The following is a 21,461-nucleotide window of genomic DNA, read 5'->3' as shown; positions in this document are numbered from 1 at the left end:
GTTCCGCGTTGCGGCAGGCTATTCGTGATAGCGATCGGATAGTTTGTGATGACTCCCACTCGACTCCTGGACCAGCTCATAAACGACCAGTGCGATCATGCCGCCAAAAATGCCGATGGTGAGGAGGGTAAACATATGTTTTCAACCGCCTTTGGACGGCTGCTCCCTAGAGTTGATACAACTAAACTGTAGCAGAAGCGTTACGCTTTTCAAGTCCCGTCATTTGACGACCAGGTCGGGCGCCATCACGGCTTTCAGATAGAGGCTGTCCGGGTCGCCCGGCTCGCGCTGCGCGAACCACCAGGCGCTGGCCTTGCGGATGTCCCAGTCCTGGTCGTCGCCCGTCATCAGCAGCGCCGCCGCCTGCCCCAGCGTGGGCTGGTGGCCCACCACCAGCACGCTTTCCTTGGCGCCCGGCCAGTTGGCCGCCTTCAGCACGTCGGCCGCGTCCGCGCCCGGCGCCAGGTCGTTGTGGATCTTGAATTTGCGGCCCAGCGCTTCCGCCGTCTGCAGCGTGCGCAAGGCGGGGCTGGACAGCACGCGGCAGCTGTCCGGCAGCTGGGAATCCAGCCACTGGCCCATGCGCCGCGCCTGCTTCTGGCCCTTGGCGGTGAGGGCGCGTTCCAAATCCGACTGGCCGGGCGCCGCTTCTTCGGCCTCGGCGTGACGCCACAAGATCAGGTCCATCGTCTTCCCCTTCGCAGTTGTGTTCCCGATTAATCGTCCACCTCGCCGCCCGGCGTGCCCAGGGTGTGCATCAGGTACTGCTGTCCGCTGAACAGGGATTGCTTGCCGCGCGGACGGCGGCGCTGGTAATGGCCGGTCGGTTCCAGTTCCCAGGCGTTGCTGTTGTCCTTCAGGTACGGGTTCAGGCCTTCCGCGATCACGCGCCGCTTCAGCGAACGGTCCAGGATGGGGAAGGCCACTTCGATGCGGCGGAACAGGTTGCGGCTCATCCAGTCCGCGCTGCCCAGGTAAACGTCGTGCGTCAGGTCGTTGCGGAAGTAGTAGATGCGGCTGTGCTCCAGGAAGCGGCCGATGATGGAGCGCACCCGGATATTCTCGGACAGGCCCGGCACGCCCGGCTTCAGCGTGCAGGCGCCGCGCACGATCAGGTCGATCTTCACGCCATCCTTGGACGCCGCGTACAGCGCCCGTATCACCGACTCGTCCACCAGTGCATTCATTTTAGCGATAATCCGGCCGGGACGCCCGGCGCGCGCGATCTTCGCTTCGTTGCGGATGGCCTTGATCACCTCGTTCTGCAGCGCGAACGGCGCCAGCCACAGGTGGTTCAGCTTTTGCGGCTTGGTCAGGCTGGTCAGGTGCATGAACACTTCGTTGACGTCGCGGCCCAGCTCCGGATTGCTGGTCAGCAGGCCGAAGTCGGTGTACAGCTTGGTGGTGGTGGGGTGGTAGTTGCCGGTGCCGAGGTGCGAGTAGAAGCGCAGACCGCCTTCCTCGCGCCGTATCACCAGCGCCACCTTGGCGTGCGTCTTCAGGCCCACCACGCCGTAGACCACCTGTGCGCCGGCCTGTTCCAGCTTGTCGGCCCAGTTGATGTTGGCTTCCTCGTCGAAGCGCGCCATCAGTTCCACGATCACCGTCACTTCCTTGCCGGCGCGGGCGGCCATGATGAGCGACTCCATCAGGTCCGAGTTCATGCCGGTGCGGTAGATGGTCTGCTTGATGGCCACCACGCCCGGGTCCAGCGCGGCCGCGCGGATAAAGTCGATCACGGTCTGGAAGGACTGGTAGGGGTGGTGCAGCAGGATGTCCTGCTGGCGCAGCGCGCCGAAGATGTCGGCGGTGGCGGTCTTGTGCGCCACGCCAGGGAAGAAGGGCGGGAAGCGCAATTCCGGGTGGGCCACGTGGTTGATGATCTCGGTCAGGCGCACCATGTTGACCGGGCCGTCCACCTGGTACAGCCGGCTGTTGTCGAGCGCGAACTGGTCGAGCAGGAATTGGGACAGCTCGGGCGGGCAGTTCTTGGCCACTTCCAGCCGTACCGAGGTGCCGAACTGGCGGCCCTGCAGCTCGCCCTTGAGCGCCTGGCGCAGGTTTTTCACTTCTTCCTCGTCCACCCACAGGTCGGAGTCGCGCGTGACGCGGAACTGGGAATAGGCGATCACTTCGCGGCCGGCGAACAGGTCCGAAATGTGCGAGTGGATGATGGAGGACAGCAGGCAGAACGACACGCCGCCGGCGTCCGACAGCTCGTCCGGCAGGCGGATCACGCGCGGCAGCACGCGCGGCGCCTTGACGATGGCGATGGCGGTGCCGCGGCCGAAGGCGTCCTTGCCGGTCAGCGAGACGATGAAATTGAGGCTCTTGTTGACCACCTGCGGGAAGGGGTGGGCCGGGTCCAGGCCGATCGGCGTGAGCAGCGGGCGCACTTCGCGCTCGAAATACTGCTTGACCCAGGCGCGCTGCGCCTCGTTGCGCTGCGTGTGGCGCAGCAGGTGGATGCCGGCCGCCTGCAGCTGCGGCAGCACTTCGGTATTCAACAAGTCGTATTGCAGCTTGACCAGCTCGTGGCACTCGTCGCAGATGCGGCGCAAATTGGCGGCCAGGGCAGGGTGCAGCGCGCTGGCGCTGCCGTCGGTGGCGGCGGCCGCCAGCAGGCTGGCCACGCGCACTTCAAAGAATTCGTCCAGGTTGCTGCTGACGATGCACAAATAGCGCAGCCGCTCCAGCAGCGGCACCGTGGGATCGGCCGCTTGCGCCAAGACGCGGCGGTTGAAGGCCAGCTGGGACAGTTCGCGGTCGAGGAAAATACCGTGCTTGTTTGTTTCTGAGCGCAGGTCGGGCTTCATGATGTTGTCTGTCACCTTATCTTTGCAGATGGTTAATTCTAGCCCACTTTGGACGCGGCCCAGTGTAGATGTTAATTGTGACAACTCCATGACAAAAGGATGACAAGCGGCCTGTCACGCTTGTCATATTTCAGAAAAATCGCGGTACTATCCCCTCTGAAGAAGGTGTTCTCATTATTTTTTCACATGTCATAAAGCTGTCATATTGGCTCGGTAGACTGCGCAGCATTCAAACCGTCACAACCCCTAAGGACATTGATATGCGTATGAAACAGTTGTTCACCTCCCTGGTTATCGGCGCGACCGCTGCCGTGGCCTTCTCCACCGCCTCCGCTGCGGACATGACCGGCGCAGGCGCAACTTTCCCTTATCCGATCTACGCCAAGTGGGCTGAGGCTTACAAGGCCGCCACCGGCAACGGCCTGAACTACCAGTCCGTCGGCTCCGGCGCCGGCGTCAAGCAGATCAAGGCCAAGACGGTGGACTTCGGCGCCACCGACAGCCCGCTGAAAGGCGAAGAGCTGGACGCGGAAGGCCTGACCCAGTTCCCGGCCATCATGGGCGGCGTGGTCGCGGTGGTGAACCTGGACGGCGTGGCGCCCGGCGCGATGAAGCTGACCGGCCAGGTCATCGGCGACATCTACCTGGGCAAGATCACCAAGTGGAACGCGGCTGAAATCGCGTCCCTGAACCCGGGCCTGAAGCTGCCGGCCGACGAAATCACCGTGGTGCACCGCGCCGACGGTTCGGGCACCTCCTTCCTGTGGACCGACTACCTGTCCAAGACCAACCCTGAGTTCAAGACCAAGGTTGGCGCCGGCACCGCCGTGAAGTGGGTGGTGGGCGTGGGCGGCAAGGGCAACGAAGGCGTGGCCGCCAACGTGCAGCGCATCAAGGGCGCCATCGGCTACGTGGAGTGGGCTTTCGCCAAGAAGAACAAGATCGCGCACACCCAGCTGAAAAACAAGGATGGCCAGTTCGTGCAGCCTGACGACGACAACTTCAAGGCCGCCGCCGCCAACGCCGAGTGGACCAAGACCCCGGGCTTCGGCGTGGTGCTGACCGACCAGGCCGGCAAAGCTTCCTGGCCGATCACCGGCGTATCCTTCATCCTGATGCACAAGACCCAGGCTGACGCAGCCAAGGGCAAGGAAGTGGTGAAGTTCTTCGACTGGGCCTTCAAGAACGGCGGCGCCGCTGCTGCCGACCTGGACTACGTACCGCTGCCTGCTTCGGTGGTGAAGCTGGTGCAGGACTCGTGGAAAGCCAACCTGAAAGACGCTTCGGGTAAAGCCATCTACTAATCCGATCGGCCTCCTCGGCACGCTGAGGAGGCTAGCCGGGGACGCTGCGGAGACTGACTCCGCGGCGCACCCGGCTAGCCCACATCCAGAACAAGACCACTCTATGAGCGCAGACATCACCTCCACGCCGATCACCCTGTCGGAGCCCGCCATGACAGAAGTGTCCAATGCCGCCATGCTCTCGACCATGCGCAAGCAGCGCATCCAGGACTTCATCTTCCACAAGGTGACCATGACGTTTTCCCTGTCGGTACTGTTCGTACTGGTGGGGATCATCATTTCGCTGATACTGGGCGCCATGCCGGCGCTGCAGCACTTCGGCCCGGCCTTCATCACCACCGTCGAATGGGACCCCGTCAACGACAACTACGGCGCCCTGATCGCCATCGTCGGCACCCTGGCCACGGCCGGCATCGCGCTGCTGATCGCCTTCCCGGTGAGCTTCGGCATCGCGCTGTTCCTGACCGAGATCTGCCCGGTCTGGCTGCGCCGCCCGCTGGGCACGGCCGTCGAGCTGCTGGCCGGCGTGCCGTCCATCATCTACGGCATGTGGGGCCTGTTCGTGTTCGCGCCGCTGTTCGGCGACCACGTGCAGCCCTTCCTGAAAGCCACGCTGGGCCAGCTGCCCGTGATCGGCGCCTTCTTCAGCGGCCCGACCATGGGCATCGGCATCCTGACCGCCGGCCTGATCCTGGCCGTGATGATCATCCCCTTCATTTCCTCCGTGATGCGCGACGTGTTCGAGATCGTGCCGGCGGTGCTGAAGGAATCGGCATACGGCCTGGGCTGCACCAAGTGGGAAGTGGTGCGCAAGGTGGTGCTGCCGTACACCAAGAGCGGCGTGGTCGGCGGCGTGATGCTGGGCCTGGGCCGCGCGCTGGGCGAAACCATGGCGGTGACCTTCGTCATCGGCAACGCCAACAAGCTGTCCTGGTCGCTGTTCGCGGCCGGCAACTCGATCGCCTCCACACTGGCCAATGAATTCGCCGAGGCGGAAAGCACGCTGCACGTGTCCTCGCTGTACGCGCTGGCGCTGATCCTGTTCGTCATTACCCTGATTGTTCTGTCCGCCGCCAAGCTGATGCTGGCCGGCATGTCTCGCAAGGAAGGCGTGAAATAATGTCGCAAGCTACCCCCATGAATGCGGTCTACCGCAAGCGCCTGCTGGTGCACCGTGTCGGCATCGCGCTGTCGGTGATGGCCATGTCGGTCGGCCTGATCGTGCTGCTGTGGATCCTTGCCACGCTGCTGATCAACGGCTTCTCCGCGCTGCACTACACCATGTTCACCGCCAACACGCCGGCCCCTGGCAGCGAAGGCGGCGGCCTGCTCAACGCCATCGTCGGCAGCCTGATGATGGTGGGCGTGGCCACGCTGGTGTCCACCCCGATCGGCATCCTGGCCGGCATCTACCTGGCCGAATACGGCGAAGAGAACAAGATGGCGCAGGTGACCCGCTTCGTCACCGACATCATGCTGTCGGCGCCGTCCATCGTGATTGGCCTGTTCGTCTACGCGCTGTACGTGGCCAACGTGAAGCACTTCTCGGGCTACGCCGGTTCCATCGCGCTGTCGCTGATCGCCGTGCCGGTGGTGGTGCGCACCACCGACAATATGCTCAAGCTGGTGCCCAACAGCCTGCTGGAAGCGGCCTTCGCGCTGGGCGCGCCGCGCTGGAAAGTGGCCATGATGGTGCGCCTGCGCGCCGTCAAGGCCGGCGTGGTGACCGGCGTGCTGCTGGCCGTGGCCCGCATCTCCGGCGAAACCGCGCCGCTGCTGTTCACCGCGCTGAACAACCAGTTCTTCAGCGCCGACATGAATGCGCCGGTGGCCAACCTGCCGGTGGTGATTTACCAGTTCGCCATGAGCCCCTACGACAACTGGCGCTCGCTGGCCTGGGGCGGCGCACTGCTGGTGACTTTCAGCGTGCTGGGCCTGAACATCCTGTCGCGCACCGTGTTCAGCCAAAAAGCCCCGAATTAATTCGAAAAGATACCTACTGATGAATACGCAAATGAGCAACGAAACCAAAGCCGCCAAGCGCAAGACCATCGAAATCTCGGGCCTGAATTTCTTCTACGGCAAAACGCAGAGCCTGCACAACGTCAACCTGGACGTGCACGAGAAGCAGGTGACGGCCTTCATCGGCCCGTCCGGCTGCGGCAAGTCGACCCTGCTGCGCACCTTGAACCGCATGTACGACCTGTACCCCGGCCAGCGCGCCGAAGGCTCCATCATGTATCGCGGCCGCAATATCCTCGAGCCGGGCCAGGACGTGAACATGCTGCGCGCCAAGGTGGGCATGGTATTCCAGAAGCCGACCCCGTTCCCGATGTCGATCTACGACAACATCGCCTTCGGCGTGCGCCTGTACGAGGACCTGTCCAAGGGCGAGATGGACGAGCGCGTGGAATGGGCGCTGAAGAAGGCCGCGCTGTGGGGCGAGGTGAAGGACAAGCTGACCAAGAGCGGCCTGTCGCTGTCCGGCGGCCAGCAGCAGCGCCTGTGCATCGCGCGCGGCGTGGCGGTCAAGCCTGACGTGCTGCTGCTCGACGAGCCGACCTCGGCGCTGGACCCGATTTCGACCTCGAAGGTGGAAGAGCTGATCAGCGAGCTGAAGCAGGACTACACCATCGCCATCGTGACCCACAATATGCAGCAGGCGGCCCGCTGCTCCGATTACACCGCCTATATGTACCTGGGCGAGCTGGTGGAATTCGGCGAAACCGACCAGATCTTCATGAACCCTGCCCGCAAGGAAACCCAGGACTACATCACCGGCCGCTTCGGCTAAGCTGGCGAATTAAGAGAGAGAATAATTATGATGGGCGAACATTCATCCAAGAAGTACGACGAAGAACTGGAAGCGATCCGCTCCAAGGTGCTGCTGATGGGCGGCATCGTCGAAACGCAATTCCTCGACGCCATGACCTGCTTCCGCATCGGCAACCTGGAACGCGCCGAACGCGTGATGCGCGAAGACGATACCGTCAACCAGCTGGAAGTGCAGCTGGACGACGCCTGCAGCCACCTGATCGTGCGCCGCCAGCCCACCGCCAACGACCTGCGCACGGTGATGGCCACCATCAAGGTGATCACCGACCTGGAGCGCATCGGCGACGAGGCCACCAAGATCGCGCGCACCGCGAAAAGCCTGCACAGCCGCGGCGCCGTCACCGTGAGCCACTACGAGATGGTGCGCAGCATCGCCAACGCCACCAGCGACATGCTGCACGACGCCCTGGACGCCTTCGCCCGCAACGACGGCAAGCAGGCGCTGCAGCTGATCGCCCAGGATGCCGTGATCGACCACGAGTTCCGCTCCATCATGCGCAATCTGATCACCTTCATGATGGAAGATCCGCGTACAATCTCCGCCGCGCTGGACACTCTGTGGGTGGCCAAGGCCATCGAGCGCATCGGCGACCACGCGAAGAACATCGCCGAGTACGTGATTTACGTGGTGGAAGGCAAGGACATCCGCCATACCAAGACCGTTCCGCTGCCGGACGATCTCCCAGAATAAAGTAAAGCGGTACCATGGCATCTGACAAAACGACTGTATTGATAGTGGAGGACGAGCCGGCGATCGTCGAACTGGTGACGTTTTCGCTGCGCGACGCGGGCTGGAACGTATGCGCCGTCTCGACCGTGGGCGAGGCCTGGGATTTCATCACCAAGCGTACCCCGCAGCTGCTGCTGCTGGACTGGATGCTGCCCGACCAGACCGGCTTGCGCCTGCTGTCGCGCATCCGCTCGGACCGCCAGTTCCAGGACATCCCCATCATCATGCTCACCGCCAAGAGCATGGAAGAGGACAAGCTGGCCGGCCTGAACAGCGGCGCCGACGATTACATCACCAAGCCGTTCTCGCCGCGCGAGCTGCTGGCGCGCGCCAAGGCGCTGCTGCGCCGCAAGAGCCCGGAACATGCGCAGGCCGCCATGAACGTGGGCGGCGTGACGCTCGATCCGGTGTCGTGCACGGTGTCGATGAACGAGCAGAAGATCGACATCGGCCACGCCGAGTACAAGCTGCTGAAATTCTTCATGGCCCATCCGGAGCGCGTGTTCTCGCGCAGCCAGCTGCTCGACAAGGTGTGGGGTGACCATGTCGTGATCGAGGAGCGCACGGTGGACGTGCACGTGCTGCGCCTGCGCAAGGCGCTGAAGGAAGCCGAGCATTTGATCAAGACGGTGCGCAGCGTCGGCTACATGCTGTCCGAAAAATAGAACTATGAATCCAAAACTGGTGTTCTGGGTGCCGGCGGCGCTGCGCATGGGCTTGATCCTGGCGGGCGTCGGCATCGTGTGGTGGCTGTTCGGCGCCATGACGGCGCTGGGCGCCGGCTTCGTGGCGCTGGCCGCCATGGTGTTCGCGCAGCTGAACTATCTGTATCAGCTGAGCGACTGGCTGGACGATCCGCAGAGCGCCAAGCTGCCCGACGGCTGGGGCGCGTGGACCGGCATCTTCTCGCGCCTGTACCGCCTGCGGCGCGACGATGAGAAGAACCAGGCCGAGCTGACCGAATGGCTGGCGCGCTTTCGCCAGGCCATGCATTTGCTGCCGGACGGCGTGGTCATCATGGATGACGTGCTGTTCCTGGAATGGTGCAACCCGGCCGCAGAGGCCCACCTGGGCCTGCGCAACGAGCGCGACAAGGGCATGCGGGTGACCAACCTGATCCGCAGCCCGGAATTCATGGATTACATCATCCTGGGCCGCTACGACCAGCCGCTGACGCTGACCTTCCGCGAACGCAAGCTGATCGTGCACATCATCCCGTTCGAGAACCGGCGCCAGATCCTGGTGACGCACGACGTGACCGAAACCGAGCGCACCGAGATGATGCGGCGCGACTTCATCGCCAACGCCTCGCACGAGCTGCGGACGCCGCTGACGGTGATCGTGGGCTTCCTGGAAATTGCCGCTTCCGAAGACCTGGACCCCGCCACCCGCATGGCGCACCTGAAGCTGATGACGGAGCAGGGCCACCGTATGCAGCACCTGATCGAGGACATGCTGACCCTGTCGCGGCTGGAGTCGGTGGACCATCCGCTGCGGCCGGAGAAGATCGACACCCGCGCCTTGCTGGAACAGGTGCTGCGCGACGCGCGCGCGTTGTCGGCCGGCAAGCACGAGATCACGCTGGAGATGGAGGACGTGGCGGTGCAGGGCAATTACGACGAGCTGCACAGCGCCTTCGGCAACCTGGCCTCGAACGCGGTGCGCTACACGCCGGCCGGCGGTTCCATCCGCCTGAGCTGGGCCGATAGTGAAAAGGGTGCCAAGTTCATCGTGGAAGATACCGGCATCGGCATCAACCCCGAGCATATTTCGCGGCTGACCGAGCGTTTCTACCGCGTCGACAAGAGCCGTTCGCGCGAAACCCAGGGCACCGGCCTGGGCCTGGCCATCGTCAAGCATGTGCTGCTGCGGCACGGCGGCAATCTGTCGATCAAGTCCGAGGCGGGCAAGGGCAGCAGTTTCACGGTGTGCCTGCCCAAAGCCTGATGCCGATCTGAGTGCCGTTTTGGGGCCGCGGCCCGGCTTGCGTTACAATCTGCCCGCTTCAACTGTGCAGATAGTAAATACATGTCCCTGAAACGTTTATTCGCCTCCGTCCTGGCTGCCGCTGCGCTGGCCGGATGCGCTTCCACTCCGGTGGCCCCGCCGGTGGTGCCCGCCACGCCGGCCGCCACCGTGGTGACGCCGGCCGTCATCCCGGTCAATCCCCTGGCCCCGCCCGTGGTGGCGGCGCCGCCCCAGCGCAAGATCAAGATCGGCCTGGCCCTGGGCGGCGGCGCCGCGCGCGGCTTTGCCCATATCGGCGTGATCAAGGCGCTGGAGGCGCAAGGCATCTACCCTGACGTGGTGGTCGGCACCAGCGCCGGCAGCGTGGTCGGCGCGCTGTACGCGGCCGGCAATTCCGGCGTCGCGCTGCAGAAGATGGCGTATGAAATGGACGAAGCCGCCATTTCGGACTGGGCCATGCCGCTGTTCGGCAAGTCGTCCGGCGTGCTCAAGGGCGAGGCGCTGCAAGCCTACGTCAACAAGGCGGTGCACAACCGTCCCATGGAAAAACTCAAGATTCCCTTCGGCGCGGTGGCGGCCGACCTGAAAAACGGCCAGCCGATGCTGTTCCAGCGCGGTAACACGGGGATGGCCGTGCGCGCCAGCTCGTCGGTGCCGGGCGTGTTCCAGCCGGTGGTGATCGGCAGCCATACTTACGTGGACGGCGGCCTGGTGGCGCCGGTGCCGGTGCGCTTCGCGCGCGAAATGGGCGCCGACTTCATCATTGCCGTCAATATTTCGACCCAGACCGATTCCCAGGCGGCCATCAGTTCGCTGGAGGTGATATTGCAGACTTTCAGCATCATGGGGCAGCGCATCAACCAGTACGAGCTGAAGGACGCCGACATCGTGATCCAGCCGCCGCTGGGGCGCATGGCCGGCAACGATTTCGGCAACCGCAACAAGGCCATCCAGGCCGGGGAGCGCGCCACCAATGCCATCATGGCGCAGCTGAAGCAAAAGCTGAAAGCCATGCGCGAGCAGTAAGCTTGTCTTTTAAATATTCTTAATCAGGAAGTTCCATGCAAACCAAACCAGTGCTGACCCTCGAAGACGTGAAGAAAATTGCCGCTGCTGCCGAAGCCGAGGCTGTCGCCAACAAGTGGGCGGTATCGATCTCCATCGTGGACGACGGCGGCCACTCGCTGTGGTTCCAGCGCCTGGACGGCGCCGCGCCGATCTCGTCGCACATCGCCCCGAAGAAGGCGCGCGTCGCCGCGCTGGGCCGCCGCGAGTCGCGCGTGTACGAGGAAATGATCAACAACGGCCGCGTATCGTTCCTGAGCGCACCGGAGATGGAAGGCATGCTGGAAGGCGGCGTGCCGGTCATCGTTGACGGCCACGTGGTTGGCGCGGTGGGCGTGTCGGGCGTGAAGTCGAACGAAGACGCGCAAGTGGCCAAGGTCGGCATCGCCGCGCTGGGTTAATCCCGGTACGCGGGACCGAGGCTGCGATGGCGCTTCAGTAGTGCTCGGTAGTGGGCGAGTGGCGGCAGGCGGCCGAGCCGGCGGTCCAGCGGCGGCCATGTGGCGGTCCAGCGGCGTCTGGCTGGTGTTCGCTCAGTGGCGCGGCAGGACGTCGTCCAGTGTGCGTGCGTCCAGCGCCGCCTCGGCCCATGCCTGCAGCTGATGCAGATCCGCTGTGGCGATCCGCGCCTGGGCATCTGGCGGCAGCGGGCCGAAGCGCTTGACTAGCAGCCTCGTCAGCAACGCGGCCTGCCCCTGCCTTAGCCCGTCTGCAAGCCCTTCCTGCCGGCCTTCTTGACGGCCTTCTTGACGGCCTTCTTGACGGCCTTCTTGACGGCCTTCCTGCCGGCCTTCCTGACGGCCTTCCTGCAGGCCCTCCTGATGCCCTGCAAGGAGCCCGTCAAAAAGACCTTGCTGCAGGCCTCGCGCCTTGCCATCCTCCCAGCCTTTGCGCTGTCCCTCCAGCCAGCCTTCCCGTTGCGCTTTCTCGCGCGCCTCGTTCAGTTCGCGCATCATCGCTATGCGTGCGCCGCGCGGAACGTATGTGTCCATGGCTTTCCTCCCTTCCAGGTCGATGATGTCCTGCCATAACTGGTCCTCCAGCTCTTTTGGCAGCCGCATGATCCAGTCTATGACATGAAATAAGTTTATGATGCGCTGCCGGTCCCAGTCACGCGCAAACAGCAAGCGTGCGAGCTTCCATTTGGCGGCGTGGCGCTGCTGTGGCTGCCCGCGCGTTTGCTGGGTGAGCAGGTGGGCCGCCGTGAGCAGCGCGAAAGGATTGTCCTGATGCTGCAAGCGCCCCAGCCGGCGCGCGTAGTCTCGCAGCTTGACGCAGCGGAAGTCGGTCCGGGCGCCGCAGCCGTGCCAGCGGTAGCTGAAGCGCGATGGGCGCCAGTGGCGGCCGCGGTCGGCCAGCACCACCAGGCAAGCAACAGGATGCCGGAAACGGTCATAGATGCGGTACTGATAAACGTGCATGCGCTCAGGCAGGCTGCCATCGTGCTGCGCCTGCACCTCGATGTGGATCAGCATCCACTGTTTGCCACCGTTCCGCGTATGAATCTGCACCAGATGGTCGGCCAGGCGCGTGCCGAGCGCGGCATCGCGCGTTAGCCGGCCCAGTTCCTTGTCCAGGAAAACCGGAGGGCGCGACCAGTCGATGTCGGTGGCCATGTCCGGAAAATAGAACGCCATGAAATCGCTGAAATAGGCGGCCAGCGCGCCTTTCCAGGGCGCGTCGTAGGTTTCGGGCGGCAGGGGCAGGGGAATGACGGGCATCGGCCCAGTCTAGCGGACTGGACAAAGCGCCCTTGGATCTGGCGCAAACAGGACGGCTTTATGGCGGCGGGACTTTGTGACGGCATTGCCGAACGGCGATCTTTGGGTTATAATTCAAAGGTTTAGCCAATCTCACATCTACCGTAGCGACTACCACTCATCCATCATCAATCTGACCTGCAACCCCGGCGCACAGCCAGGGATTCTGTTGGTCGTCTGACGTGGCGCAGCTACGGTAACTTTATCAGGAGTTGCCCTTGCCGCCATTTTTTTCTGGCCCTGCCGTCCCAGCCATCCTGGCTCTTGCTGACGGAACTATTTTCAAAGGTTTTTCCATCGGTGCTGTCGGTCACACGACGGGCGAAGTGGTTTTCAATACTTCCATGACCGGTTATCAGGAAATCCTGACCGACCCCAGCTACTGCCGCCAGATCGTCACCCTGACGTATCCCCACATCGGCAACTACGGCGTCAATCCTGAAGACGTCGAATCCACCAAAGTCCACGCCGCCGGCCTCATCATCCGTGACCTGCCGCTGCTGGCCTCGAATTTCCGCTCCACCCAGTCCCTGTCCGATTACCTGAAGGCCGAGAACATCGTCGCCATCGCCGGCATCGACACGCGCAAGCTGACCCGCATCCTGCGCGAAAAAGGCGCGCAGGGCGGCGCCATCCTGACCGGCACGCAAGGCAAGGAACCGTCGGTCGAGCAGGCGCTGGAACTGGCGCGCTCCTTCCCCGGCCTGTCCGGCATGGACCTGGCCAAGGTGGTGTCGGTGAAGTCCACCTACGAGTGGACCGAAGCCGAATGGACCCTGGGCGAAGGCTACGCCAAGCTGACCGATCCGAAGTTCCACGTGGTCGCCTACGACTTCGGCGTCAAGCGCAACATCCTGCGCATGCTGACTGCGCGCGGCTGCAGGGTGACCGTGGTGCCGGCCCAGACCAGCGCCGAAGAAGTGCTGGCCATGAATCCGGACGGCGTGTTCCTGTCGAACGGCCCCGGCGACCCTGAGCCATGCGATTACGCGATCGCCGCCACCAAGGTGTTCATGGCGAAAAAGCTGCCGGTATTCGGCATCTGCCTGGGCCACCAGATCATGGCGCTGGCTTCCGGCGCCAAGACGCTGAAGATGAAGTTCGGCCACCACGGCGCCAACCACCCGGTGCAGGACCTGGACAGCAAGCAAGTGCTGATCACCTCGCAGAACCACGGTTTCGCGGTCGATGCCGACACGCTGCCGGCCAACTGCCGCGTCACCCACAAATCGCTGTTCGACGGTTCGCTGCAGGGCTTCGCCCGCACCGACACCCCGGCCTTCTGCTTCCAGGGCCACCCTGAAGCATCGCCTGGTCCTACCGACGTCGCCTACCTGTTTGACCGCTTCATCACCATGATGGCAGCGGTGGAGAAATAATAAGATGCCAAAACGTACAGACATTAAAAGTATTCTGATCATCGGCGCCGGCCCCATCATCATCGGCCAGGCCTGCGAGTTCGACTATTCCGGCGCCCAGGCCTGCAAGGCCCTGCGCGAGGAAGGCTACAAAGTCATCCTGGTCAACAGCAATCCCGCCACCATCATGACCGACCCGGAAATGGCCGATGTCACCTACATCGAGCCGATCACCTGGCAAGTGGTGGAAAAGATCATCGCCAAGGAAAAGCCGGACGCCATCCTGCCGACCATGGGCGGCCAGACCGCGCTGAACTGCGCGCTGGACCTGCACCGCCACGGCGTGCTGGACAAGTACAAGGTCGAGTTGATCGGCGCCACCCCGGAAGCCATCGACAAGGCCGAAGACCGCTCCAAGTTCAAGGACGCGATGACCAAGATCGGCCTGGGCTCGGCCCGTTCCGGCGTGGCGCACTCGCTGGAGGAATCGTGGGCGGTGCAGCGCGAAGTGGGCTTCCCGACCATCATCCGTCCATCGTTCACCATGGGCGGCAGCGGCGGCGGCATCGCCTACAACGAGGAAGAATTCGAGGCCATCTGCAAGCGCGGCCTGGAAGCCTCGCCGACCAACGAGCTGCTGATTGAAGAATCGCTGCTGGGCTGGAAAGAGTACGAGATGGAAGTGGTGCGCGACAAGGCGGACAACTGCATCATCATCTGCTCGATCGAAAACCTGGACCCGATGGGCGTGCACACCGGCGACTCGATCACCGTGGCGCCGGCGCAGACGCTGACCGACAAGGAATACCAGATCATGCGCAACGCCTCGCTGGCCGTGCTGCGCGAGATCGGCGTGGACACCGGCGGCTCCAACGTGCAGTTCTCGATCAACCCGAAAGACGGCCGCATGATCGTCATCGAGATGAATCCGCGCGTCTCGCGTTCCTCCGCGCTGGCATCGAAAGCAACCGGCTTCCCGATCGCCAAGGTGGCGGCCAAGCTGGCCGTCGGCTTCACGCTGGACGAACTGCGCAACGAGATCACCGGCGGCGCCACCCCGGCCTCGTTCGAGCCTTCGATCGACTACGTGGTGACCAAGGTGCCGCGCTTCACCTTCGAGAAGTTCCCGACCGCCGACCACCACCTGACCACCCAGATGAAATCCGTCGGTGAAGTGATGGCCATCGGCCGCAACTTCCAGGAATCGTTCCAGAAAGCCCTGCGCGGCCTGGAAGTGGGCGTGGACGGCATGAACGAGAAAACCCGCGACCGCGAGAAGATCGAAGAGGAACTGGGCGAGCCGGGTCCCGAGCGCATCTGGTACGTGGGCGACGCCTTCGCGCAAGGCTTCACGCTGGAAGAAGTGCACAACCTGACCAAGATCGACCCATGGTTCCTGATCCAGATCAAGGAAATCGTGGACCTGGAACTGTGGCTGGACACGCAGAAGCTGGAAAACATCGACAAGACCACGCTGTACAAGCTGAAACAGAAGGGCTTCTCGGACCGCCGCCTGGGCTTCCTGCTGCAGACCACCGACACCGCCGTGCGCAACAAGCGCCACGAGCTGAACATCCGTCCGGTGTACAAGCGCGTGGACACCTGCGCCGCCGAGTTCTCGACCGACACCGCTTATATGTACTCGACCTACGACGAGGAATGCGAGTCCAACCCGTCGGACAAGAAAAAGATCATGGTGCTGGGCGGTGGCCCTAACCGTATCGGCCAGGGTATCGAATTCGACTACTGCTGCGTGCACGCCGCGCTGGCCATGCGCGAAGACGGCTACGAGACCATCATGGTCAACTGCAACCCGGAAACCGTGTCGACCGACTACGATACCTCGGACCGCCTGTACTTCGAATCGCTGACGCTGGAAGACGTGCTGGAAATCGTGGCGCTGGAAAAACCGGTGGGCGTGATCGTGCAGTACGGCGGCCAGACCCCGCTGAAACTGGCGCTGGACCTGGAAGCGAACGGCGTGCCCATCATCGGCACCTCGCCGGACATGATCGACGCCGCGGAAGACCGCGAGCGTTTCCAGAAGCTGCTGCAGGAACTGGGCCTGCGCCAGCCGCCTAACCGTACCGCGCGCACCGAAGCCGAGGCATTGACCTTGGCGCAGGAAATCGGCTACCCGCTGGTGGTGCGTCCTTCCTACGTGCTGGGCGGCCGCGCGATGGAAATCGTGCACGAGCAGCGCGACCTGGAGCGCTACATGCGCGAAGCGGTCAAGGTGTCGAACGATTCGCCGGTGCTGCTGGACCGCTTCCTGAACGACGCCATCGAGTGCGACGTGGACTGCATTTCCGACGGCACCACGACCTTCATCGGCGGCGTGATGGAGCACATCGAGCAAGCCGGCGTGCACTCGGGCGACTCGGCCTGCTCGCTGCCGCCTTACTCGCTGTCGCAGGACACCATCGACGAACTGAAGCGCCAGACTTCGCTGATGGCCAAGGGCCTGAACGTGGTCGGCCTGATGAACGTGCAGTTCGCCATCCAGAAGCAGGAACGCGATGGCCAGCTGCGTGACGTGGTGTACGTGCTGGAAGTGAACCCGCGCGCCTCGCGCACCGTGCCTTACGTGTCGAAGGCGACCGGCCTGCAGCTGGCCAAGATCGCCGCGCGCTGCATGGTCGGCCAGTCGCTCGAATCGCAGGGCATCACCAAGGAAGTCGTGCCGCCTTACTTCAGCGTCAAGGAAGCCGTGTTCCCGTTCGTGAAATTCCCGGGCGTGGACACCATCCTCGGCCCTGAGATGAAGTCGACCGGCGAAGTGATGGGCGTGGGCATGACGTTTGGCGAAGCCTTCGTGAAGTCGCAGCTGGGCGCCGGCGTGAACCTGCCGAAGTCGGGCAAGGTGTTCCTGTCGGTAAAGGCGTCCGACAAGCCGCGCGCCGTGAAAGTGGCGAAGGACCTGGTGGACATGGGCTTCACGCTGGTGGCCACCAAGGGCACCGCAGCGGTGATCGCGGCGGCCGGCATCCCGGTCACCCCGGTCAACAAGGTGGCCGAGGGCCGTCCGCACGTGGTCGACATGATCAAGAACCACGAGATCAAGCTGGTCATCAATACGGTGGAAGAGAAGCGCAGCGCCATCACGGACTCGCGCGCCATCCGCACCTCGTCGCTGGCCGCCCGCGTGACGACCTACACCACCATTGCCGGCGCCGAAGCGGCCGTGGCCGGTATCCGCCATTTGGACGAGTTGCGCGTGTACGATTTACAAGGCCTGCATAAAACCTTACACTAAGCTCCTTTAAGCGATACGCAATCCAAATCGCTGACACAGAGCCCGCGCCGAAGCATGGCGCGGGCTCTGTGCTTTTCGTAACCTAGAGAGACAATTATGACTTCAGTTCCATTGACCAAATTCGGCGCAGAACTCCTGAAGGAGGAGCTGCACCAGTTGAAGACCAAGGAGCGCCGCATCGTGATCGACGCGATTGCCGAAGCGCGTTCGCACGGCGACTTGTCCGAAAACGCCGAGTACGATGCCGCCAAGGAGCGCCAGGCGTTCGTGGAAGGCCGCATTGCGGAACTGGAAGGCAAGCTGAGCGCAGCGCAGATCATCGATCCAACCCAGCTGGACGCCGAAGGCCGCGTGGTGTTCGCCTCCACGGTGGACCTCGAAGACCTGGAATCGGGCGCCAAGGTGACCTACCAGATCGTCGGCCTGGACGAGGCCGACCTGAAACTGAGCAAAGTGTCGGTGACCTCGCCGATCGCCCGCGCGCTGATCGGCAAGTCGGCCGGCGACGTGGTGGAAGTGCAGGCGCCGTCCGGCCCGCGCGAATACGAGATCCTGGAAGTGCGCTACGTCTGATGCGCGATTACATGGTGAAAGTCCGCCTGCTGGTGGCTGCCCTGTGGGCCGGCAGCCTGTGGGCGGTCGGCTACCTGGTGGCGCCCACGCTGTTCGCCACGCTGAGCGACCGCGTGCTGGCCGGCACCATCGCCGGCAGCATGTTCCACGCGATGGCGCTGCTGTCGCAGGGCTGCGGCCTGGCCATGATGCTGCTGCTGTGGCGCGCCACCCCGGACTGGGACGGCAAGCGGCGCCGCACGGTGCTGGCGATTATCGTGCTGATGGTGATGTGCACCGTGGCCAGCCATTTCGGCCTGCAGCCGATGATGGCCGAACTGCGCGCGGCGGCGGGACCGTCCGGCGTGATGGAATCGGCCATGAAAAGCCGTTTCGGCATGCTGCATGGTGTATCGAGCGGCATCTACCTGATCCAGAGCCTGCTGGCCGGCTGGCTGGTGCTGAAGCAGTGATAAAAAAAACGGGGCGCCAACCCCGGTTTCGTCGAACTGTAGGGCGGGTCAGCACGCAGTGCGTAACCCCCCATGCCGGTTCAAGCCAGCGACGATTTTTTGGTGCTTTTCTGGCGCACCTTGGCACGCTTGATGGTGCCACCCTCGGTCACACGCTCATTCCCCTTCAGCAGAACCTTGTTGACCGACGGCTTTTTGGTGCCGCTGGCGCTAGGCTTGACGATGGTAACCATGCGCATGCCCTTGCCGGCCTTGGTGCTGCGTTCCTTCTCCACTTCCTTTTTCGGGCGGTACAGGACCAGCAGTTTGCCGATGTGCTGCACCGGCGCGGCGTCCAGCTGCTCGCAAATGGTGTCGTACATGCCGGCGCGGGCTTCGCGGTCGTCGCCGAACACGCGCACCTTGATCAGGCCGTGGGCGTCGAGGCCCAGTTCGATTTCCTTGATGACGGCAGGCGTCAAGCCCGCTTCGCCTATCATGACGACAGGTTTCAGGCCATGGGCCTCGGCGCGCAGGGCAGCGCGTTCAACGGGTGTGAGTTTGATCATAATATTTTTTTCGGTAGTTCTCTAAAGGCAGTATTCTACGCGAATGGCAAAGAAGAAATTAAACAAAAACTGGTTGCATGACCATATTAACGATCCTTACGTGAAAGCGGCGCAGAAAGACGGCTACCGTGCACGGGCCGCTTACAAGCTCAAGGAGATCGACGAGGACGAACATCTGGTCAAACCAGGGCAGGTGATCGTCGACCTGGGCTGCACGCCCGGCAGCTGGGGGCAGTACGTGCGCCGCAAGCTGTCCGGCAAGGAGGGCGGGGGCATCAACGGCACCATGATCGGCCTCGACATGCTGCCGATGGAGCCGATCGCGGACATGCATTTTATACAAGGCGACTTCCGCGAGATCGAAATCCTGGAGCAGCTGGGCGAAGTGTTGCAGGGGCGCAAATGCGACCTGGTGCTGTCCGACATGGCGCCCAATCTATCCGGTATTGCCACGGCCGACGCCGCGCGCATGGAAGATCTGATCGATTTGGCCATCGAATTCTCCCAATTGCACCTGAAACCGGGCGGCGCGCTGCTGGTCAAATGCTTTAAGGACATGGGCTTCAACGGCATTTACGAGAAGTTCCGGGCCGAGTTCAAGACCGTGACGCAGAAAAAACCCAAGGCCAGCCGGGACAAATCGTCGGAAATCTTCCTGCTGGGGCGCGGGCTGAAGAATCCTGTGGAAAATAAGTCCAATCCCATAGTGTAAAGGCCTTGATATTTGCCGTGCCGGCCGCAAATCCTGCGGTGAGGAGCGGATTTGCGTCTCTTCGCGGCAGGTGCGCGCCGGATTTGTGCACCGTACGGGGCAGGTTTATGGCACGGTAGGCGGTATTGCGAGTAAAATCGGATTTCTAGCTATCGGTCAAAGATGCGCCCCGCATCCAAGGAGTTTTCGTGAATAACATGTTTTCCAAATCAGCCATTTGGGTCGTCGTTGCCCTGCTATTATTCATGCTGTTTAAGCAATTCGAGAATCATGGCACGGCCGCTGGTTCGAAGACGATTGCTTATTCCGATTTGCTGGATGAAGTAAAAGCCCGGCATATCAAAGACGTGGTGATCGAAGGGAATACCATCACCGCCACCAAGGACGACGGCAGCAAGGTCCGCACCACCTCGACCTATCTGGACCGCGGCCTGATCGGCGACCTGCGCGACAACAATGTGCGCTTCGACGTGAAACCGCCCGAGGAACCATCGTTCCTGCAGCAGGTGTTCGTGTCGTGGTTCCCGATGCTGCTGCTGATCGGCGTGTGGATCTTCTTCATGCGGCAGATGCAGGGCGGCGGCAAGGGCGGCGCATTCTCCTTCGGCAAGTCGAAGGCGCGCATGCTGGATGAAACCAACAACACCGTCACCTTTGGCGACGTGGCCGGCTGCGACGAAGCGAAAGAGGAAGTGACCGAGATCGTCGACTTCCTGAAAGACCCCACCAAATTCCAGAAACTGGGCGGCCGCATTCCACGCGGCGTGCTGATGGTCGGCCCTCCTGGTACCGGTAAAACCCTGCTGGCGCGTGCCATCGCGGGCGAAGCCAAGGTGCCGTTCTTCTCGATTTCCGGTTCGGACTTCGTTGAAATGTTCGTCGGCGTGGGCGCGTCCCGCGTGCGCGACATGTTCGAGAACGCCAAGAAGCATTCGCCTTGCATTATCTTCATCGACGAGATCGACGCTGTCGGCCGCCACCGCGGCGCCGGCATGGGCGGCGGCAACGACGAGCGCGAACAGACGCTGAACCAGCTGCTGGTGGAAATGGACGGCTTTGAAGCCTCGTCCGGCGTGATCGTCATCGCCGCTACCAACCGCGCCGACGTGCTGGACAAGGCGCTGCTGCGTCCGGGCCGTTTCGACCGCCAGGTGTCGGTGGGCCTGCCGGACATCCGCGGCCGCGAGCAGATCCTGAACGTGCACATGCGCAAAGTGCCGATCGGCACCGACGTGAAAGCCGACATCCTGGCACGCGGCACTCCCGGCTTCTCGGGCGCCGACCTGGCCAACCTGGTCAACGAGGCAGCGCTGTTCGCCGCGCGCCGCAACAAGCGCCTGGTCGACATGCAGGACTTCGAGGACGCGAAAGACAAGATCTTCATGGGTCCGGAACGCAAGTCCATGGTGATCCGCGAGGAAGAACGCCGCAACACGGCTTACCACGAGTCCGGCCACGCCGTCGTGGCCAAGCTGCTGCCGAAGGCCGATCCGGTGCACAAAGTGACCATCATGCCGCGCGGCTGGGCCTTGGGCCTGACCTGGCAGCTGCCTGAGCACGACAACATCTCCGGCTACAAGGACAAGATGCTGGAAGAGATTTCCATCCTGTTCGGCGGCCGTATTGCCGAGGAAATCTTCGTCGGCCAGATGTCCACCGGCGCGTCGAACGACTTCTCGCGCGCCACCAAGCTGGCCCGCTCGATGGTGACCCGCTTCGGCATGTCCGACGCGCTGGGCGTCATGGTGTACGAGGATAGCCAGAACGAAGGCTTCATGGGCGGCACCAACAAGACCATCTCGGAAGCCACGCAGCAGAAGGTGGATGCGGAAATCCGCAACATCCTGGACACGCAATACGCGCTGGCCCGCAAGCTGCTGGAAGAGAACCGCGACAAGGTGGAAGTGATGACGAAGTCGCTGCTGGAATGGGAAACCATCGACGCCGACCAGATCAACGACATCATGGCCGGCATCGAGCCGCGTCCGCCGAAAGCCGGCGTCACGCTGCGCAAGCAGCCTAGCGGCGACGGCCCCGGCGCCACGCCGAACAGCGCCACCGCACCGGCCTAAGCGCCGCGCGGC

General features: G+C 63.0%; 19 protein-coding genes. 15 read left to right on the top strand and 4 right to left on the bottom strand.

Annotation, left to right across the window (positions count from 1 at the left end):
* Positions 1–219 precede the first annotated feature (219 nt).
* Positions 220–687, bottom strand: a complete 468-nt coding sequence (gene sixA / locus ACFJI2_RS16325) for a phosphohistidine phosphatase SixA (RefSeq protein ID WP_377700967.1) — start codon at positions 685–687, stop codon at positions 220–222.
* Between the two features lie 29 nt (positions 688–716).
* A complete protein-coding gene (gene ppk1 / locus ACFJI2_RS16320; RefSeq protein WP_377700966.1) occupies positions 717–2,816 on the bottom strand; it encodes a polyphosphate kinase 1 in 2,100 nt (699 codons plus the stop codon).
* Positions 2,817–3,082: 266 nt separating this feature from the next.
* On the opposite strand from ppk1, the gene pstS reads away from it, so the two are divergent.
* The 9 genes from pstS to ACFJI2_RS16275 all read left to right on the top strand — a co-directional run bounded on the left by pstS (position 3,083) and on the right by ACFJI2_RS16275 (position 11,119).
* On the top strand, positions 3,083–4,120 hold the full coding sequence (pstS, locus tag ACFJI2_RS16315) for a phosphate ABC transporter substrate-binding protein PstS (RefSeq protein ID WP_377700965.1): 1,038 nt from the start codon (positions 3,083–3,085) through the stop codon (positions 4,118–4,120).
* Positions 4,121–4,271: 151 nt separating this feature from the next.
* The gene (gene pstC / locus ACFJI2_RS16310) at positions 4,272–5,240 is read left to right on the top strand and encodes a phosphate ABC transporter permease subunit PstC (RefSeq protein ID WP_377705853.1); all 969 of its coding nucleotides are present in this window, start codon (positions 4,272–4,274) and stop codon (positions 5,238–5,240) included.
* Positions 5,240–6,103 (top strand): phosphate ABC transporter permease PstA, encoded by an 864-nt coding sequence (gene pstA, locus ACFJI2_RS16305; RefSeq protein ID WP_056404704.1) that lies wholly within the window; start codon positions 5,240–5,242, stop codon positions 6,101–6,103. The genes pstC and pstA overlap by 1 nt, the downstream gene beginning before the upstream one ends.
* Before the next feature lie 19 nt (positions 6,104–6,122).
* Complete coding sequence (pstB, locus tag ACFJI2_RS16300) at positions 6,123–6,914, top strand: phosphate ABC transporter ATP-binding protein PstB (protein WP_056404703.1); 792 nt, start codon at positions 6,123–6,125, stop codon at positions 6,912–6,914.
* A gap of 27 nt (positions 6,915–6,941) precedes the next feature.
* Positions 6,942–7,646 carry a phosphate signaling complex protein PhoU gene (gene phoU / locus ACFJI2_RS16295; RefSeq protein ID WP_057155568.1) on the top strand — a complete coding sequence of 235 codons (705 nt, stop codon included), beginning with the start codon at positions 6,942–6,944 and terminating at the stop codon, positions 7,644–7,646.
* A gap of 14 nt (positions 7,647–7,660) precedes the next feature.
* Complete coding sequence (gene phoB / locus ACFJI2_RS16290) at positions 7,661–8,350, top strand: phosphate regulon transcriptional regulator PhoB (RefSeq protein ID WP_107870468.1); 690 nt, start codon at positions 7,661–7,663, stop codon at positions 8,348–8,350.
* 4 nt (positions 8,351–8,354) lie between these two features.
* Positions 8,355–9,632, top strand: a complete 1,278-nt coding sequence (phoR, locus tag ACFJI2_RS16285) for a phosphate regulon sensor histidine kinase PhoR (RefSeq protein WP_377700964.1) — start codon at positions 8,355–8,357, stop codon at positions 9,630–9,632.
* Positions 9,633–9,713: 81 nt separating this feature from the next.
* Positions 9,714–10,679 (top strand): patatin-like phospholipase family protein, encoded by a 966-nt coding sequence (locus ACFJI2_RS16280; protein ID WP_107870463.1) that lies wholly within the window; start codon positions 9,714–9,716, stop codon positions 10,677–10,679.
* Positions 10,680–10,714: 35 nt separating this feature from the next.
* Complete coding sequence (locus tag ACFJI2_RS16275; RefSeq protein ID WP_377700963.1) at positions 10,715–11,119, top strand: heme-binding protein; 405 nt, start codon at positions 10,715–10,717, stop codon at positions 11,117–11,119.
* 132 nt (positions 11,120–11,251) lie between these two features.
* Here the strand turns inward: ACFJI2_RS16275 and ACFJI2_RS16270 are convergent, their stop codons facing one another.
* Positions 11,252–12,439, bottom strand: coding sequence for an Rpn family recombination-promoting nuclease/putative transposase (locus ACFJI2_RS16270; protein WP_377700962.1), 1,188 nt, complete (start codon positions 12,437–12,439; stop codon positions 11,252–11,254).
* A gap of 257 nt (positions 12,440–12,696) precedes the next feature.
* On the opposite strand from ACFJI2_RS16270, the gene carA reads away from it, so the two are divergent.
* The 4 genes from carA (at position 12,697) to ACFJI2_RS16250 (ending at position 18,117) form a co-directional block, all read left to right on the top strand.
* Positions 12,697–13,857: a glutamine-hydrolyzing carbamoyl-phosphate synthase small subunit gene (gene carA / locus ACFJI2_RS16265; RefSeq protein ID WP_377700961.1), complete on the top strand. Its 1,161-nt coding sequence runs from the start codon at positions 12,697–12,699 to the stop codon at positions 13,855–13,857.
* A gap of 4 nt (positions 13,858–13,861) precedes the next feature.
* Positions 13,862–17,092, top strand: coding sequence for a carbamoyl-phosphate synthase large subunit (carB, locus tag ACFJI2_RS16260; protein WP_377700960.1), 3,231 nt, complete (start codon positions 13,862–13,864; stop codon positions 17,090–17,092).
* Positions 17,093–17,188: 96 nt separating this feature from the next.
* Positions 17,189–17,665 carry a transcription elongation factor GreA gene (gene greA, locus ACFJI2_RS16255; RefSeq protein ID WP_028833866.1) on the top strand — a complete coding sequence of 159 codons (477 nt, stop codon included), beginning with the start codon at positions 17,189–17,191 and terminating at the stop codon, positions 17,663–17,665.
* Between the two features lie 11 nt (positions 17,666–17,676).
* Complete coding sequence (locus ACFJI2_RS16250; RefSeq protein WP_377700959.1) at positions 17,677–18,117, top strand: DUF4149 domain-containing protein; 441 nt, start codon at positions 17,677–17,679, stop codon at positions 18,115–18,117.
* An 80-nt stretch (positions 18,118–18,197) separates the two neighbouring features.
* Here the strand turns inward: ACFJI2_RS16250 and ACFJI2_RS16245 are convergent, their stop codons facing one another.
* A complete protein-coding gene (locus ACFJI2_RS16245; RefSeq protein WP_028833864.1) occupies positions 18,198–18,665 on the bottom strand; it encodes a YhbY family RNA-binding protein in 468 nt (155 codons plus the stop codon).
* Positions 18,666–18,708: 43 nt separating this feature from the next.
* On the opposite strand from ACFJI2_RS16245, the gene ACFJI2_RS16240 reads away from it, so the two are divergent.
* Both ACFJI2_RS16240 and ftsH read left to right on the top strand, forming a co-directional pair.
* Complete coding sequence (locus ACFJI2_RS16240) at positions 18,709–19,377, top strand: RlmE family RNA methyltransferase (protein WP_028833863.1); 669 nt, start codon at positions 18,709–18,711, stop codon at positions 19,375–19,377.
* 188 nt (positions 19,378–19,565) lie between these two features.
* Positions 19,566–21,449 carry an ATP-dependent zinc metalloprotease FtsH gene (gene ftsH, locus ACFJI2_RS16235; RefSeq protein WP_057155559.1) on the top strand — a complete coding sequence of 628 codons (1,884 nt, stop codon included), beginning with the start codon at positions 19,566–19,568 and terminating at the stop codon, positions 21,447–21,449.
* Positions 21,450–21,461: the final 12 nt, after the last annotated feature.

The organism is Pseudoduganella sp. UC29_71 (genome assembly GCF_042693265.1).
In the GTDB taxonomy this organism is placed as follows: Bacteria; Pseudomonadota; Gammaproteobacteria; order Burkholderiales; family Burkholderiaceae_D; genus Rugamonas.
Note: the sequence above shows the minus strand (reverse complement) of the source record. Positions and strands in the feature narration are given on the sequence as shown.

Coding starts and splice junctions, on each gene's coding strand:
- sixA (WP_377700967.1), bottom strand. CDS start 687: ATGGACCTGATCTTGTGGCGTCACGCCGAGGCCGAAGAAGCGGCGCCC.
- ppk1 (WP_377700966.1), bottom strand. CDS start 2,816: ATGAAGCCCGACCTGCGCTCAGAAACAAACAAGCACGGTATTTTCCTC.
- pstS (WP_377700965.1), top strand. CDS start 3,083: ATGAAACAGTTGTTCACCTCCCTGGTTATCGGCGCGACCGCTGCCGTG.
- pstC (WP_377705853.1), top strand. CDS start 4,272: ATGACAGAAGTGTCCAATGCCGCCATGCTCTCGACCATGCGCAAGCAG.
- pstA (WP_056404704.1), top strand. CDS start 5,240: ATGTCGCAAGCTACCCCCATGAATGCGGTCTACCGCAAGCGCCTGCTG.
- pstB (WP_056404703.1), top strand. CDS start 6,123: ATGAATACGCAAATGAGCAACGAAACCAAAGCCGCCAAGCGCAAGACC.
- phoU (WP_057155568.1), top strand. CDS start 6,942: ATGATGGGCGAACATTCATCCAAGAAGTACGACGAAGAACTGGAAGCG.
- phoB (WP_107870468.1), top strand. CDS start 7,661: ATGGCATCTGACAAAACGACTGTATTGATAGTGGAGGACGAGCCGGCG.
- phoR (WP_377700964.1), top strand. CDS start 8,355: ATGAATCCAAAACTGGTGTTCTGGGTGCCGGCGGCGCTGCGCATGGGC.
- ACFJI2_RS16280 (WP_107870463.1), top strand. CDS start 9,714: ATGTCCCTGAAACGTTTATTCGCCTCCGTCCTGGCTGCCGCTGCGCTG.
- ACFJI2_RS16275 (WP_377700963.1), top strand. CDS start 10,715: ATGCAAACCAAACCAGTGCTGACCCTCGAAGACGTGAAGAAAATTGCC.
- ACFJI2_RS16270 (WP_377700962.1), bottom strand. CDS start 12,439: ATGCCCGTCATTCCCCTGCCCCTGCCGCCCGAAACCTACGACGCGCCC.
- carB (WP_377700960.1), top strand. CDS start 13,862: ATGCCAAAACGTACAGACATTAAAAGTATTCTGATCATCGGCGCCGGC.
- greA (WP_028833866.1), top strand. CDS start 17,189: ATGACTTCAGTTCCATTGACCAAATTCGGCGCAGAACTCCTGAAGGAG.
- ACFJI2_RS16250 (WP_377700959.1), top strand. CDS start 17,677: ATGGTGAAAGTCCGCCTGCTGGTGGCTGCCCTGTGGGCCGGCAGCCTG.
- ACFJI2_RS16245 (WP_028833864.1), bottom strand. CDS start 18,665: ATGATCAAACTCACACCCGTTGAACGCGCTGCCCTGCGCGCCGAGGCC.
- ACFJI2_RS16240 (WP_028833863.1), top strand. CDS start 18,709: ATGGCAAAGAAGAAATTAAACAAAAACTGGTTGCATGACCATATTAAC.